Genomic DNA, 12,875 nt, shown 5'->3' with positions numbered 1-12,875 from the left:
CCGTCGCCTCACGCCTGTTCCATCAGCCCGCTCAGCAGATCCCATTCCGAGATCCGCAGCCTGTCGTCGAGATCAGCGAGAGTAACTTGGTCGTAGACGAAGACTTCGAACTGAAGTTCGACGCCCTCGATCTTCCACAGGAGTTCGTGCTCGTTGATGCCTAGGCTCTTCGACAGCCTGACGCGCAGTTCGTCCATTGCGTTGATGCTGCGGACGATGAACACGATCTCGAACCTGTAAGGGCCGGTCTCGTCGTCCGGCTCCCAGGCACCGTAGACCGAATGAACCTCCTCGTGCAGAGGCGCTGCGGCGAAGGGGTCCTTGAGCACTGCCGTCACCAAATCCTGCATATTCGCCGCGCTGAGCTGGATCACCAGCAGGTTGGGGAGGGCCGTCCGGTTGTAGTAGCGTGCTACCCAGTTGCCGATCCGGACGACATCCTTGTCGCTGCAGCGGGGGCCGTCCGGCGACATCTGGAGGAGGAGTTCGCGGGGGAAGGTGAAGCGGCTGTTTATGTCGATCATGTACGGCGCGTCGTCGGCGCCTTTCTTCAGGCAGACGCAGAACTTCCGGCCGTTCCTGCCGGTGGCTTCGGACGACTTCGCACTGAACTTGCCATTGACCGGCGTCGCCACGGCGACCTCTATGTGAGGGTCGCGCTCGAGGTTTGGCCCGACCACCGAGCAGGACTGCGTCATTACGACCAGAACGCAATCTCCAGCGAGGCCGCGGTCGTGGCCGACCACGGCGTTGGGGGAGAACGTCGAACACTGTCGCCAACCAGCCGCAAGCAGCTTGTCGGCCTCATCCTTGAAAGCGGACATCTGCGGCCTGTGTGAATCCTGTCAGACCGATGAGATCAGACCCAATTGAAATCTGCAATCGCGGATTCTGCAACGTACCCGTTTTCCTCTCCCATCCCCTTGCCGGGCTTGGTTTTTCGACGTTCGTCGGCGGCTCGGAGATTCACGATCGAAGTTTGCAGGTAAGCAAGTTGGTCGCGTACGCCTCCAAGATCGACCTGGGCGGACGAAAAGATGGATTCGAGGCTCGTTCCGTCTTGCGTCTTAGAACGCCAGACGCGATGCAGCACGCCGAATTCGCCACCGACCGCTTGGCTCAGCATCTGGTAGACGCTGGCGACGCGCATCTCGCGGTCGGCCTGTGGAGTGGAGCTGCCATCGAGCCAAGTATAGACCGTCTTGCGCTCGACGCCCGCGATCTCGGCGATCGTCGTGATCGGGCAACCCTTCGCTTTCAGCTCGGCGACCATTTCCTCGAGGCTGACATGCATTTCGGCCGAGGTTTTCTCCGGGGCGATCTGCCACGGGCTGGTGTGGCTGATGCCTGGAGCGACCTGGTAAACGCCTGCGAATGCAGAGCAGGACGACGCCACGCCTGCGAACATTACCAGTCCGCGCATAGCGATGTTGGTATTCATTGCTTCAATCCCCAGACTCTGAGTGCATGTTCCGTAGAAATCTTCATGAAGATATCACTAATTGGTTGTCTCAGCCTGAACATGTCGTCCTCAAAATTCACTTTTTCGATTTCCACTGCTGTCGCGAAGACCGTAGCGTGATCCGTGTCGATGGTAACGAACTCTCGTGGCGGCCGTTCCAAACTCCAGCCGCTCTCGATCAGAAGTGGCGAATGCAGATCGGGAGGAAGAACGGTGTTCGGGTTGCGAAGCACCTGTAGGCGCATCTTCCCTACTTCGCTCTTCATCGCAAGCACGTGCAGGCCTTCGGTCACTTCGAGACCATCGATACCAACAGACGACGGCAAGACGCCAGCATCGATATAGTCGAGCAGATCTTCGCCTTCCAGAGGCGCGACCACGTCCACGTATCGCATTGCGACGGCCTCGATAAACCTCACTGGCTTGTCTTCCATGCTGCGGACGGCATCTACGAGTTTCATGACCTTCTCGATGAAGTGCTTATGATCCACGTAGGCGATCGTATGAATGCCGACCAGTCCGCGGTTGACGATGACGCCCCAGGTTTTGTCCTTGTTGAGGAGCTGCCACACGGGCGTGTCGGTCTGTTGAACCTTCACTCCACCTGCTTCGATTTGAATGCCGACTTCGCTGACCGTCTGCTGGTTTCCCAGTGGATACTCGTCGCCGAGCGCCCTTTGGATCGCGCCTGCGAACCTGTCGAGATCGGCTACCGCCGGGAAGCGAACGACCCCGATGACATATTTGACTGGAGCGTTTTTCGCCTGAGTCATCGTCGTTCTCCCTTAACCTTGCTCTGCACTATACACAAAACTAAACACATGCAAGGCACTCGACCAGTGGCCGATAGGTGCTCGTGAGAAATAAAGTTAATGTACGGAAACAGGCACGTCTGCGGAGGGCCTCGAAAATCCTTCTACTCACAGTGCTTCGGCGCCTTCAACGTCTTCACCAGCCGCTCGACGACCGGCCCGTACCATTTCTGCTGCGCAGCCGGGTACTCGAGCGTGAAATTTCCCATGGCGTCGTCACACACCGCGATTTGGCGCATATAGATGATGCGGTCGCCCTTCACCCCGGACAGGCTTGCCCACGATGCTCCCCGCTTCTCGTAGGTGAACTTCCAGCCTTCATCGATCTCGACCTTCTTGCGGAGGTCGCTCTCTTTGGGGAATCCGCCCTCGGTCAGGTAGTTGCCCCAAACTGATAGCTTCGCATGGCCGTCCGCGCTCTCCAGACCGATGCCGCCGCCGTTCTCCGGACTGAGGACTGTCTTGAACCCCGATGGAAGGTCGATCGAATAGCCGAAGCGACCGTTCGCGTAGGGACGGTAGTCAGCCGCGATTGCCGCCGCTGAGAGCAATGAGAAAGCAACGATAAATGCCCGGATGAACATTCGTATCTCTGTATAGGTGGTGTGAAGACAGCAATATTCCGCCATTTAAAAGGATGCAACGGCAGAAACTTGCGCCGGCAGTTCAAGCTCTCGATTCTGAATGGACGATGTCGCAACCCATTTCAGCAAATTGGAGAGGTTCATGCTCACCCCTATCAAGCTCGGAGATCCACTCTACCCCATCGAGGAGTACTATATCGACGGAATCAGGCATGAGCGAACGCGCGTCGACTGGGATCGTGAGAAGCAGATCTCGCTGCACATTCGCACGCTCCGGTACTATCTTCAGTTTCCTAAGAAGCACGGAGACGCGGTCGTCGCAAATATGATCGATGCTTTTCATGCCGTCGATTACGGGGATGCGAATTGCGAGCAGAAGGCCGCCTTAGACGAATTGCTCGCTATCAGAAGAAGCTGGAAGTCACTCAGGGTGACGGCCCCCACGCGCGAATGTTGAAAGCAACGATCAGCGCCTTCTCTTGAGTTCGAAACGGGCCGTATCTGCTGCCATCGGTATCGAAAAGATACCAAAAGCCATCGTATCTGCCGACCACCATGTCATTCGGCAGCACTTCTTCGCCGACAAGGTCACGATCTGAAAGAGGGAAGTCATCTCCCCTTGGGGCTGTGGGTTCCAGATCCTCCTCGGTGACCTCTTCGTCGTCATCCTCACTGAATTGTTCCGCGGAGCCATAACCTCGGAAAGGTGGCATCATTCCGATACCAGACCCGTTCCCAGCACCGCCACCATCCTCATCGTCATCTTCTTCGCGATTTTTTTGGCTGTCATTCATCGCAAGCTTACCCCTTCCAGCGTTGCTAAATGTAGTCCGTCCCAAACGCAGTCGATTGGTGGAGGCGTTAGAGATTTCCGAAGCAAGAGTTCAGTCCGCGATCCCATGTTCGCCTCCCAATCGATCTCCCACCCCTTCAGCGCCGACAGCATCGCTAGTCCCATCACCTGCGCCACCGCCGGGACGACCGCGTTTCCGATCTGGTCGGCTACAGGCCGGAGGCCGCCGACGAACTTCCAGTCGTTCGGGAAGCCCTGCAACCTGGCCCGCATGCGGTTCGTCAGGCCGGGCACAAACCCTTCCTTCGACGCTTCCTCGTCCGTCGGCGCCGCCTTCGCCGGAGGAGCGTAGCGAACCTGCCGACGGTCGGCCCGGATTGCCTCGCCGTCGCGGGCGCTGCCCTGGTATCCCCGAATGGTGTCCGCCCGGTAGTCGCGATCCTTCATCGACTGGAGCCACGCTTGCGAGCCCGACCAGCCGTTCTCAGGAAGCAAGTCGGCGAGGACGACGCCCACGTTCGTCGCGAGCGCCGGAAACTTCTTCGGCATCCGGAAGACGCCCGCCAGATCATTGCGCAGCCCCACTAACATGATGCGGGACCTGTTCTGAGCGACGCCGTAATCTCTCGCATTGATGCGGTGGATCTCCGTCGAATATCCGGCCTTCGAAAACTCGCGCAGAAGGAAGGAAACGTAGTCTGCGTGGCGCGAGTGGAGAAAGCCTTCAACGGTTTCAAACATGAATCCCTTTGGTGCCATCTCCCGGACGGCGCGAACGCCTTCTCTCATCAGGTCGTTCTTGTCGTACTGCCCCTTCTTCTGGCCCACCGTGCTGAAGGGAGTGCAAGGAAGGCCTCCGGTCAGTAGATCTATCCCGCGGTCGCGGTATTGGGTGAAGTCCACCTTTCGGACGTCAGCCTCCACGACGTTCCAGTGTGGCCTGTTCGCGCGCAGAGTAGCCGTAGCGTTTCTGTTCTTTTCGATCAGCACCACGTGCTCGAAGCCTGCGCGTTCCAAGCCTAGCGCGAGCCCGCCGGCACCTGCACACAGTTCGATGACCCGCGGACGATAGTGTCGCGGAGGGACTGTGGCTAACGGTTTGCGAGTCAGCCCGTGTATTGCCATTCGGCTCTGGCCCGATAGCGACGACAGGGCGCTCGTCTCGGCTGGCCCAATTTCAGCGAGCCGACCGGAGGCGAAGTCTTCAAGCACTTTTCGGGCTATCGCGATGCGGTGTGCAGGCGTCGCGGGTTTTCTTGAAATGACGGCAGTCGTGTCATCGCCAAAGAGCAGATTACATTCGACGTGGAGGACCCCGGCCTGTTGGCGGAGCTCTCGCTCTCCGACGGGAGACTTCTCGACGTCAGTTCGAAAGTGCTTCCTCAGTTCTTCCACCAATGAAGCGACTTTTCCCTCGAAGGAGGAAGCAGCCGTCTTCGCCTGTCGGCGTACAGCCGCCGCAACGGCCTTCTTGTTCGCCGCAGTCAACGCTTCAGCGGGCGTCAACTTGGCTTCGGCTAATCGCTTCCTTATCAGCGCGACATCGCTCGTATCGATCCGTGCGCCGATCTCCATCCTCTCGAGAATTTCCTGACGGGCATCCTGGTCGACAGCGACCAGAGCTTTGACCACCGGGAACGACGCCCGCGCCTTGCGAAGGACATCCTCCGAGCCCTTCAGGGTCTTCGCGAACCCCATGTAGGCCGATAGCTCGGTGACTGGCAGATTGCATCGAGCCTTGAGGAACGCTTTCGCCTCTCCGGCAGGCACGATTTCCGTCAGCTTCTCTATCTCAAACGCCATCGCCAAGACACGATCGGTCATTTGCCGCTGCAGGTCGTTTATCCGCTTGACCGCCAGTGAGAGCGCCTGCGCATTTGGATTGATGTCTGCCAATGGTGTGTCCCTGTTCGGGACGTCACTACGACATCGGACCTTTCAGCACCGGTAACCGGATCGCTAAAATGCGAGCGACTGTGGAGGTTTAAGGAATGCTTCCGCCCTCGAAAAAACGAGCGCCCTGAACTGCTGAAACTAATCTCGACCCTACGCCGGACAAGACTTTTTCATTGCCGACCTACTAATCTACAATCTAGTGTCGCCGAGGTTGGGGAGTTTACAATGGCAAATTGGTTGGGAGCGCTCTACGCATTCATTCTCGCTTGCGGAGTTGCGTCAAATTCGTGGGCAGACGATCCGGTATCGTCTGGTACCGGGTTCGCGGTGACGGCTGACGGTTGGCTCATGACGAACGCTCATGTCGTTCACGGTTGCGAACGTTTGGAAGTCAAAGGCAAGGGCGTCGCGGCCGACCCCAGGGTCGATGAAGTGAATGATCTGGCGCTCATCCGACTTCCTTCGGGTGACAGCTTGACGCCTATTGTCTTCACAAAGGCGCCCGTTCGCCTAGGGGAAGACATAGTCGCGATCGGCTATCCTCTCGCTGACATTCTGTCCGACAGCGTCAAGATCACCACAGGTAACGTCAACGCTCTCGCTGGCCTTCGTAACGATACCCGTTATATCCAGATATCCACTCCGATCCAGCCAGGCAACTCCGGTGGCCCCGTGGTCGACCGCGACGGTTTCTTACTGGGTATCACCACCGCGACTTTTTCAAAAAAGACTGCGGATGAGATTGGCATAACTGCGCAGAACATCAATTTTGCCATTCGAGCATCAGTGGCCGATCTTTTCATGCAGTCGCAGTCGCTGACCGCCAGCAATGGAGAGCGCGCTCGTGACGCGCAGCCCATGGCGACTGCCGACCTGTCCGAAAAGATCACGACTTCGGTGTTCCAGATACTCTGCTACGGGAAGGCTGAGGTAAAGGCGTCTGTGGAGGTGCAGAAAGCGCCAGCTAGCCTGCCGACCCCCGCACATGTTTTAACGGAGTTGGTCAATGCGAGGGGGTATGATGCGATCGGCTTCGATTACCGGATGCTGAAGGACGTTTCATACAGCGGATGTAACGCTACGTGCATGGCCGATGATCAGTGCAGGGCGATCACCTACAACACGAAGCACCGCGCATGCTTCCTGAAGAACAACGTCGTTGCGCTGATCCGCAACTCGGATGCGGTTGCCGCATATGCACCGACGATGGCTGCTGGAGTGATCGTCTCCGATTTCACAAGCTATTCCGGCGTCGACTTACCCGGTGGCGACTACAAGCGAATCCGTAAGAGCAACTATCTCGAATGCTTCACCACCTGCATAAGCGAGAACCAATGCAAGGCTTTCTCCTACGTGGCCAAGAAGTCTGAATGCTGGCTGAAGAGCAGCATTGGCAAGCCGCGTGCAGCCAATGGAGTGGAGCTCGGCCTAAAGTGAGCACTCTTTCATCTGTGAGTCGCGTCTCCGCTGTCGCGATCCTCATTTTCGTTGGGCTGGGTGCAGCGACGTCACACTCCGCAAACACGCCATGTAGTGGAAGCAAAGGCGGCATCGCCGGCTGTCGTGGGGAAACCTTCATCTGCAACGACGGCTCCGTTAGTGGCAGCAAACGTTCGTGTTCGGCATACATGGGCGGCGCGCTTGGGCTGCTCGGCGGCACCGACGAGAATATGTCGCGGGCCAAAGACGGTGAGTGTTCGTGTCGGTCAGGATCGTACTGCACCGGGCCGCGGGGTGGGCGATACTGCACCACCGATAGCGGTGGGAAGAGCTATTTAAAGAAATAGATGGGACGGTTACCATGGCTTTCTGAGCGGTGGACACGCTATCAAGGGACCGTCTGCTGACATTAATTTAACCCAGCATCCCGGCGACGAATTCGAATCTCGATCCTTCGTCTAGTTTCCAAATTTCCAGCTACGCCGTTTGTCAGAACATCTCCAGGAAGAATAAGCTGGGCCCCGGAAAGAGGTAGCACCGTGACGCCTTTCAAGGCGGGATTCGCTCTCAAGACGTTGGCGACTGCAATCGCTCTTGCTAAGCCGAGGCCCGCGTTATCTGCAGGCTCGAGCGAGGTGATCGGCGCTGATGCGTTCAAGGCGTTGATCGACGACAAGTCCATGTTGGACGTAGGCCTCGACACAGGCTGTTCATCAGTATGGCCGATAACCTCGACGATATCCGCCCCATAGCTCTCAAGATTGTCGGCGATCTGAGATGAAATCGAACCGTTAAGCTTCTCACCAAACGCCCTGGTGAGCTCTGCACTCCCTGAACGGAAGTAGTTTCCGTTGGCTTCGCTCAGGCTAATTATCGGAGGCCATTCATGCGGTCTGGAGCCCTCAGTTGACAGAGCTAGCTGTTTTTCCAAAGTTTCGTTTTTGGCAGTGAGTTCCCTGACCGACTGTTCGAGTTCCGCTGCCTTCAGACGGGCAACTTGAGCCGCAGCACCTTCTCTCTGGAGCTGCGAAATCTTCTCCTCGAGCTCCTCGCGACCCTTCGCCGACAAGCTCGTCTCAATCACCTGCAGCGTATCCTTCGCCACTACAAGCTCCCGCCAGTCTTCAGGTCGCTTGGTCGTTGCCGAAAGTCCAATCTGTCTCGTGGCAGCTTCTAGTTCCCGCTGCAGGCGCAGGACTTCTTCCCGTTCAGAACCTGACTTAAGCACTTGTTCTGCCTGTTTCTCCTGCGCAGCAATTGCATCAGCAGCCTTTTGTCGCTCGGCCGCTATGACCGCGGCAGCAACGAGCAGGAGGCAGAAAATTACAAGTAGGAGCGACTCCGCCATCGTGAAGCCGAGAATAAGGCCGCGGTTGTAGCCCTTGGCTTCAATTCTGGAGGCGCTCTCACTCATCGACGCCACCAACTGCGTGCCGGCTTGGAGCCATCTTCTGCGGTTTCATCAACTGCCGCAGCCGGTTTGGAACCTTCAGGGGTAAAGTGGGCCGTCTCCACGATATTGTCGGCCTTTGTGCGCGCTTCGACCGGCTGCGGACTAACGGACGCCGCCGCACCTTGGGAAGGCGGCGAGATGAGGATGCTTCCGATCGACTTGGTCAGCTTTTCGATCTTCTCACCGTTGGCTATGGAGTTTGAAGCTGCGACCTTCAGAGAGGGTGCAACATTTTCGATAGTGCTGAGAAGGTCACCGAGAGCCTGAGAAGCTTTCTCGTCGGCCGCGCTGGAAGACGCGAGTTCTTTTGAGAGCTTGTCGAGAGAAGCTGCGGTGCTTTTGAAAGCCGACAGGGCGGTCACAATTTTCTTCGCAGTTTCTTGCGTGGTTCGGGCATTCTGAGCGATTGCTACGGTTGACGTCGAAACAAGCTCTTTAAGCTCGGAAACCGTCGGAGACACCTCGATCCTGATGACTTCATCGGGAGATTTAGCTGCGCTGTATCTCTTCTCGAGACCTTCCAGCGTCGCCGCAAGCGCAACTAGCTTGTCTTCGACCACTCCCATCGACTTCTCTAGACGTGATGAGAGGTCGGTGGTTGTCTTGCTGTTTTTCTCAGCGATTTCAGAGAGATTTGATTGAGTTTGCTCAAGCGTCGCCACCAAGCGCGTTGCCGTCTCATCGATCGTCGTCGTTGCCTTCAGCGACATCGCTTCAATTGACGACCTAACGGCCTCACCGTTTAGCGCGGCCTGCTTGGCGATCTCTTCGAATCCCTCTGACAGCATCTGGTTGCTGGTACGGCGATAAGTCGAGAACTCCATCGCCGAAGAGTCGAGTTCGCTCCTAACCCTGCGGGTCATCTCTGCAAGTTCGTGCCGGACAGCTCTTTCTATGTCTACGGGATCGCGGCGCATCTGATTGAAGAATATTCGTAGCGCGATACCTGCGATGGTGGATACGATCGCAACGCCGAAGTTCCTGACGACGTCTTCGATCGACGCCTGTCCTGTGAACTTGAACAGGGAGATGCCGAGGCTGGTGAGCGTGAAGATGAATCCCATATAGTAGAGATTATCACCGGCCTGCTCGTTCAGCAGTCTGAGGCCCGGCAACATGTTTAGTGCGAAGTACGCCAGCATGAGCAACACTGGTATCACGGTGACCCAGACGATATTCAGATCGTAGAGCTTTCCAAACCAGATTGTCGACGCTCCGATGAGCGTCAAACCGACAAAAACCGTAATGGGACCGTTGTGACGGATAGCATCCCTAGTGGAGACGGAGCTCATTTCATGCCTGCCAATCTCTCGTATCCGAGCAGTTCGCCTTGGTTAGACCTGATCCACGAGACCCAGAACTCGGCAACATCGTCCGATGAAGGCGCTCCGGGACGCTGGAAGGCCAGGATCTTGACCTCGATTCCCGCCAAAGGGGTCCTATAGAGATCGCGGGCAGCAGTCTTCGAAAACGCTTCGTAGCCGACGCCGCTTCTGTACATTGAGTACGTCGGCGTGTGCTCAAGCATGTCAGATGCGACGTATAGCTGTTTGGGCAGACCATCCAGATCCGGCTTGGAAAATCCTTCGATGACGATCCGTTGGATGCCTGCCATGATTGGTGACTGGCTTGATGTCGAACCGGTGTTGGAATTCGGTATGACACGGTTTAGGGGGTCACCGAAGGCTGCCTTCCAACGCTCGCGGATCTTCTTCGGATTCGAAGTCCAGGGATCGGCCGACGCCTCGTCACCAGGGTTGCATCCGCTGAACGTCTTTGTCAGAGCCCCTTCCTTTTCCGTCAAAGCAAAGACCTCTATAAGGCCGCCTTTGGGAACTTGCCCGACGATCTTCTGAAACTGGTTCTGCAGGTCAGCCTTTGTCACTTCGGAGACTGGGTCGGTAGCATCCAGCAAGAACGCGGTGACCGATTTTGGTCCATCTGCTGGGCAGAGATTTTCACCGAGCTCCGCCTCGTTTCCGGCGCGGAGCTTCAAATAGACCATGGACGAAGCAGCGGCACCGATGAAAAGCACAAGTACGACGATCGCAATCCAAGCCCAGACTGACGAGGAGCTTTTGCGCCTTCTACGTCTAAGCCGGGCCATTGGACGTCTCCGGGAACAGATTGTCTAGTTGGTGATAGGCCGTGACGGCGGCTTCGAATTCGACGCTTATCTGTTTCATCTGTGCTTTGAGCTGATCCTGGGCTTCTTGGATACGTTCGGCGAGATCTTTGTCGCTCCAGTCGTTCTCGGTGCTTAAACTAATATCCCGCCTCATCATCGTGTATTGCGACTTGAAATGCACGGGTTGGGCTGTTGTTCGCGCCTGTCTGTTAGCCTCTCTGTAGTACGCAAGGAGCTTCTGTGCCACCAGTTCTAGATGATCCTGATGCTCCGCGAAAAGGCCGACCATCCGTGCGCGTGCATCGAGGATAGAGGCGGACTCCTTCCTCCGCGTGGATAGTTCGCGGACGATCCACTCCACCTTCTCGTTATGATCGTTGCGGATGTCGGTTAGCTCGTCGATCAGGTCCCTTTTGCGATCTACATACGCTTGGCGGGCAGCGACATACCGCTCGTGGGTGCCGGCATAACCGGGATAGGGATCTGAGATCAGTAGGGAGTCTATCAAAGCTATCAACGAGAAAATCATGCCCGTGACGAAGAGAATCCACGAGTCGATGTCGCTCATCGCAAGCGGCGCTTCATTCAGACGCCGCATCACTTCGGGCCCTATGGCGTCGACCATGGTTGCGGAGACTTCTCGATAATGGGCCATCACTAAATTGACCGACACAGCGACGACAAGCCATGCAGCTATCCCAGCCAATCCCACCATTTTCCAGAGGAAAGATCGGTGCACGATGCGAGGCACGACGTAGAGGCCGAGTAGGACTGTCAGGATCACGTTCGCGAAAGCGAAGGCGAGGGCGTACATAGTTCCGCCAAGGAATCCTTGGTTGCTGCCAACGGCGAGGAATGTCCCATTGACCCATGTCTCCACAATCAGGAGGGTAGCGATAACAAGCCATTTGGCCGTCGTTGCAACGCCGCTCTTGGTCCTGGCCACCCGCTTCTGAAGACCGTTCTTTTCGCGAAATTCCGCGAGTTCGACGTCACGCTCTCTTAGGTCCTTGCGTAGACCGTGAAGTTCGTCCCGTCCTCCAGCAACCTCAACTTTGAAATCTGCCACACTTGCATGATTTGCCAGTTGGATCTGCCCGAAGTGGCCGTCGAAATCCAAGTTCCTAAGACGCGTGGCGTAAGTTGAAAGCTGATCTTCCACAACTTGATAGGCGTCGTCCCTTTGGCTCTCAACTCGTTCAACGACTGACCGCTCAACGTCGTCCAACTCCCTTGTGTCGGTGGGTGGAACATTCTGCCGGCCGTTGCGCTCCGCCTTCTCCGAAAGTTCCAGAGTTTTGGATAGCTTTTCGGCGTCGATCGGAGGGAACGGATTTGTCGTCACGCGAAAGTCATGACTTGAATCGCGAAGGCTTTCGAAGAGCTTGTTCAGTGAATCAAATTTTGGTGCCATGTAATCTTCTTCTTTAATTACCCCAGCTTGGGGCGCGCCATCCTGCCGCGATCGCTTCATTTTCGGAGCAGAACCACCGCTCACCTTTGCTCTCGTTGACCCTGGTCTTGCTGTAATCCTTCGACCAAGGAACGTGGTATATCTTTTCCTGCTTCCGGTTCACGTTTCCTTTGATTGGACAAGCAGGATCAGGCGCCGAAGAGTCTGTTGCGCGCCACCGCTCGGCACGATAATCCCACGGAGTTTGCGTTTCCGCTTGCCAAACCCCGACACGACCAGCGGCCGCTACATCCTCAACCCGCGCGTAGTCGAGGGAGTATCGTCGAAAAGCCCAAGCCATCCCGCGTCGAACCATTTCCGAATTGATTTCCGCCCCGCCCGCGGTGCAGACTGCAAGCGTCCTACCGTAGGCGTCTTTACCTCTAGCGTCGCAAGTGACGGATCCAGTGGAGGTAAGCTTCTTGATCATAGTGATCGCTGCTTGGCCGCAGTCCCAGCGTGATGCCATTCGATCAAGGCACGTTTGACTAGCCTCAGGAGCGTCAATCCCATACAGACGATATCGCACGCCGTCGACGTCTAGCGTGTCTCCGTCAACGACTGTGACGTTAGAGGCGCACGCGCTGGCAGGTAGCAGGGCCACCAACAGTATCACAACCAGATATTTCAAAGACAGGCACTCCGAGATACAAAGATTGCTACTACAACTTTTGATGTAGTAGCAATCTGAAGGAGTGACTTGCCCCCAACAAAATGGTGTTCGTCCAGTGCTATTCAGATCTCCGTTGCTTAACTTCAAATTGAAAACACTTCTAGATGCCGGGGAATGGGTTCTTGCGCTACTTGCGCATTGCGTAGGACTCAACCTATCCATGCTGACGCAATACGGTGTG

At 56.5% G+C, this 12,875-nt stretch carries 14 protein-coding genes; 3 read left to right on the top strand and 11 right to left on the bottom strand.

The window, feature by feature from the left end:
- Window positions 1–8: 8 nt before the first annotated feature.
- The 4 genes from AC27VJ_RS10915 to AC27VJ_RS10900 form a co-directional block, all read right to left on the bottom strand.
- The gene (locus AC27VJ_RS10915) at window positions 9–824 is read right to left on the bottom strand and encodes a hypothetical protein (protein WP_488684032.1); all 816 of its coding nucleotides are present in this window, start codon (window positions 822–824) and stop codon (window positions 9–11) included.
- Window positions 825–859: 35 nt separating this feature from the next.
- A complete protein-coding gene (locus tag AC27VJ_RS10910) occupies window positions 860–1,441 on the bottom strand; it encodes a hypothetical protein (protein ID WP_488684031.1) in 582 nt (193 codons plus the stop codon).
- The gene (locus AC27VJ_RS10905; protein WP_488684030.1) at window positions 1,438–2,235 is read right to left on the bottom strand and encodes a TIGR04255 family protein; all 798 of its coding nucleotides are present in this window, start codon (window positions 2,233–2,235) and stop codon (window positions 1,438–1,440) included. The genes AC27VJ_RS10910 and AC27VJ_RS10905 overlap by 4 nt, the downstream gene beginning before the upstream one ends.
- Before the next feature lie 143 nt (window positions 2,236–2,378).
- Complete coding sequence (locus AC27VJ_RS10900; protein WP_488684029.1) at window positions 2,379–2,858, bottom strand: hypothetical protein; 480 nt, start codon at window positions 2,856–2,858, stop codon at window positions 2,379–2,381.
- A 142-nt stretch (window positions 2,859–3,000) separates the two neighbouring features.
- Between AC27VJ_RS10900 and AC27VJ_RS10895 the strand changes: the two genes are divergently transcribed.
- Window positions 3,001–3,315 (top strand): hypothetical protein, encoded by a 315-nt coding sequence (locus AC27VJ_RS10895; protein ID WP_488684028.1) that lies wholly within the window; start codon window positions 3,001–3,003, stop codon window positions 3,313–3,315.
- Here AC27VJ_RS10895 and AC27VJ_RS10890 read toward each other — a convergent pair.
- Both AC27VJ_RS10890 and AC27VJ_RS10885 read right to left on the bottom strand, forming a co-directional pair.
- Entirely contained in the window at window positions 3,284–3,652 is a 369-nt protein-coding gene (locus AC27VJ_RS10890) for a hypothetical protein (RefSeq protein ID WP_488684027.1), read from the bottom strand. The two genes, AC27VJ_RS10895 and AC27VJ_RS10890, sit on opposite strands and share 32 nt — an antisense overlap.
- Window positions 3,649–5,547 carry a DNA cytosine methyltransferase gene (locus tag AC27VJ_RS10885; RefSeq protein WP_488684026.1) on the bottom strand — a complete coding sequence of 633 codons (1,899 nt, stop codon included), beginning with the start codon at window positions 5,545–5,547 and terminating at the stop codon, window positions 3,649–3,651. Before AC27VJ_RS10885 ends, AC27VJ_RS10890 begins: the two co-directional genes overlap by 4 nt.
- 225 nt (window positions 5,548–5,772) lie before the next feature.
- On the opposite strand from AC27VJ_RS10885, the gene AC27VJ_RS10880 reads away from it, so the two are divergent.
- Entirely contained in the window at window positions 5,773–6,984 is a 1,212-nt protein-coding gene (locus AC27VJ_RS10880; RefSeq protein ID WP_488684025.1) for a trypsin-like peptidase domain-containing protein, read from the top strand.
- Complete coding sequence (locus tag AC27VJ_RS10875; protein WP_488684024.1) at window positions 6,918–7,334, top strand: YdcA family protein; 417 nt, start codon at window positions 6,918–6,920, stop codon at window positions 7,332–7,334. Before AC27VJ_RS10880 ends, AC27VJ_RS10875 begins: the two co-directional genes overlap by 67 nt.
- A 62-nt stretch (window positions 7,335–7,396) precedes the next feature.
- Here the strand turns inward: AC27VJ_RS10875 and AC27VJ_RS10870 are convergent, their stop codons facing one another.
- Genes AC27VJ_RS10870 through AC27VJ_RS10850 form a run of 5 tightly spaced genes read right to left on the bottom strand, consistent with a single transcriptional unit; the run spans window position 7,397 to window position 12,856 of the window.
- Complete coding sequence (locus AC27VJ_RS10870; protein ID WP_488684023.1) at window positions 7,397–8,401, bottom strand: OmpA family protein; 1,005 nt, start codon at window positions 8,399–8,401, stop codon at window positions 7,397–7,399.
- Complete coding sequence (locus tag AC27VJ_RS10865; RefSeq protein ID WP_488684022.1) at window positions 8,398–9,732, bottom strand: methyl-accepting chemotaxis protein; 1,335 nt, start codon at window positions 9,730–9,732, stop codon at window positions 8,398–8,400. Before AC27VJ_RS10865 ends, AC27VJ_RS10870 begins: the two co-directional genes overlap by 4 nt.
- A complete protein-coding gene (locus AC27VJ_RS10860) occupies window positions 9,729–10,547 on the bottom strand; it encodes a hypothetical protein (RefSeq protein ID WP_488684021.1) in 819 nt (272 codons plus the stop codon). The genes AC27VJ_RS10865 and AC27VJ_RS10860 overlap by 4 nt, the downstream gene beginning before the upstream one ends.
- Window positions 10,534–12,066, bottom strand: coding sequence for a hypothetical protein (locus AC27VJ_RS10855; RefSeq protein ID WP_488684020.1), 1,533 nt, complete (start codon window positions 12,064–12,066; stop codon window positions 10,534–10,536). Before AC27VJ_RS10855 ends, AC27VJ_RS10860 begins: the two co-directional genes overlap by 14 nt.
- The gene (locus tag AC27VJ_RS10850; protein WP_488684019.1) at window positions 11,996–12,856 is read right to left on the bottom strand and encodes a thermonuclease family protein; all 861 of its coding nucleotides are present in this window, start codon (window positions 12,854–12,856) and stop codon (window positions 11,996–11,998) included. Before AC27VJ_RS10850 ends, AC27VJ_RS10855 begins: the two co-directional genes overlap by 71 nt.
- Between the last annotated feature and the right edge of the window lie 19 nt (window positions 12,857–12,875).

The organism is Agrobacterium sp. 20P9.1.2 (assembly GCF_057799395.1).
This window is presented reverse-complemented; position numbering and strand designations above follow the sequence as displayed.

Coding starts and splice junctions, on each gene's coding strand:
- AC27VJ_RS10875 (WP_488684024.1), top strand. CDS start 6,918: ATGCTGGCTGAAGAGCAGCATTGGCAAGCCGCGTGCAGCCAATGGAGT.
- AC27VJ_RS10900 (WP_488684029.1), bottom strand. CDS start 2,858: ATGTTCATCCGGGCATTTATCGTTGCTTTCTCATTGCTCTCAGCGGCG.
- AC27VJ_RS10880 (WP_488684025.1), top strand. CDS start 5,773: ATGGCAAATTGGTTGGGAGCGCTCTACGCATTCATTCTCGCTTGCGGA.
- AC27VJ_RS10865 (WP_488684022.1), bottom strand. CDS start 9,732: ATGAGCTCCGTCTCCACTAGGGATGCTATCCGTCACAACGGTCCCATT.
- AC27VJ_RS10870 (WP_488684023.1), bottom strand. CDS start 8,401: ATGAGTGAGAGCGCCTCCAGAATTGAAGCCAAGGGCTACAACCGCGGC.
- AC27VJ_RS10905 (WP_488684030.1), bottom strand. CDS start 2,235: ATGACTCAGGCGAAAAACGCTCCAGTCAAATATGTCATCGGGGTCGTT.
- AC27VJ_RS10910 (WP_488684031.1), bottom strand. CDS start 1,441: ATGAATACCAACATCGCTATGCGCGGACTGGTAATGTTCGCAGGCGTG.
- AC27VJ_RS10915 (WP_488684032.1), bottom strand. CDS start 824: ATGTCCGCTTTCAAGGATGAGGCCGACAAGCTGCTTGCGGCTGGTTGG.
- AC27VJ_RS10890 (WP_488684027.1), bottom strand. CDS start 3,652: ATGAATGACAGCCAAAAAAATCGCGAAGAAGATGACGATGAGGATGGT.
- AC27VJ_RS10860 (WP_488684021.1), bottom strand. CDS start 10,547: ATGGCCCGGCTTAGACGTAGAAGGCGCAAAAGCTCCTCGTCAGTCTGG.
- AC27VJ_RS10895 (WP_488684028.1), top strand. CDS start 3,001: ATGCTCACCCCTATCAAGCTCGGAGATCCACTCTACCCCATCGAGGAG.
- AC27VJ_RS10850 (WP_488684019.1), bottom strand. CDS start 12,856: ATGGATAGGTTGAGTCCTACGCAATGCGCAAGTAGCGCAAGAACCCAT.